1 protein-coding gene is annotated in these 1,449 nt (G+C 64.3%); it reads left to right on the forward strand.

All coding sequences use genetic code 11. The annotated features are described in order from the left end of the window. The first annotated feature begins 75 nt into the window (after positions 1 to 75). Complete coding sequence (locus ACO2RV_RS25105; protein ID WP_423296920.1) at positions 76 to 1,422, forward strand: transposase; 1,347 nt, start codon at positions 76 to 78, stop codon at positions 1,420 to 1,422. Positions 1,423 to 1,449 lie beyond the last annotated feature (27 nt).

Genomic DNA, 1,449 nt, shown 5'->3' on the forward strand with positions numbered 1-1,449 from the left:
CAGCCCGTTGACGAAGTCGCATTCGCCTGATTCCGTCTGAACATCGCGATTCGGACGGGGGCGTGTGAGATGGCGATGCGGCGGGAGACCGGGTCTCAGGGTGATCTGGTCGTGACATGGGCTGAGATGCCGCGGTCGCCGGGGCATGCCTTTTACGACAGGCTGCAGAACTTGCTGATCGAAGCTGGGTTCGACGCCTTCGTCGAGGAGGTCTGCAAGCCGTATTACGCGCCGCGCCTGGGGGCGCCCTCGCTGCCGCCGGGCCGCTATTTCCGCATGCACATGGTCGGGTATTTCGAAGGCATCGACAGCGAACGCGGCATTGTGTGGCGTTGCTCGGATTCCTTTTCGCTGCGAGATTTCCTGCGTCTGGCGAACCGGGACAAGGTTCCCGATCACTCGTGGTTGTCGAAGACGCGCTCGCGCCTGCCGCATGAGGCGCATGAGAAAGTGTTCGGCTGGGTGTTGAATCTCGTCGCCGAGCGCGGTCTGGTGAAGGGCGAGCGTATCGGCGTCGACGGTTCGACCATGGAAGCCAACGCCGCACTGCGAACGATCGTGCGCCGCGACAGCGGCGAGACCTATCGCGCGATGCTGACGCGCATGGCGCAGGAGAGCGGCATCGAAACGCCGACGATCGACGATCTCATCCGGCTCGACCGCAAGCGGAAGGGCAAGAAGCTCTCGAACGAAGACTGGACGAGCCCGACCGATCCGGACGCCAGGATCGCGCGGATGAAGGACGGGACGACGCATCTGGCTTACAAGCCCGAGCACGCCGTCGATCTCGACACCGGCATCATCGTGGCGGCCCCGATTCATCCGGCCGACGAGGGCGATACGACGACGCTCGATCCCACGCTGGAGGCGGCGGCGCGCAATCTCGCCGATATCGGCCTTGCGCCGACGCCCGAGGCCCCCTGCGAATTGGTGGCTGACAAAGGTTATCATTCACGCGAGGGGCTGAAGGACCTCGACGGCGGCGTCTGGAAGACGCGGATCGCCGAGCCGAAACCCTCGAAGGGGTATTTGCGGTGGCATGGCGATGAAGCGGCGCGGGAGGCCGTTTACGCCAACCGCGCGAGGTTGAAATCCGGTATCGGGCGGGACGCGATGCGCCGACGCGGAGAAATGGTCGAGCGCAGCTTCGCCCATGTGCTCGATCGCGGCGGCATGCGCCGCGCGTGGTTGCGCGGGCGCGAGAACGTTCATAAGCGCTACCTGATCCATGTCGCGGGGTTCAATCTCGGCATTCTGATGCGCGCGCTGTTGGGGTACGGGACGCCAAGAGAGGTTGCGAGCGCCAAAGACGCGTTTTTGTTCGTCATTCAGACCGATGTCGCGCTGGCCATCGTCATCATCGCCGAAATCAACGGCGCACCGGCGTTCCTCGCCATCGCGGCCCCGGCAGAGGACGCTTGATCAAACTGCTACTTCGTCACCGCGCTG

Origin of the sequence: Ancylobacter sp. VNQ12, assembly GCF_049445835.1 — a bacterium.
GTDB lineage: Bacteria > Pseudomonadota > Alphaproteobacteria > Rhizobiales > Xanthobacteraceae > Ancylobacter.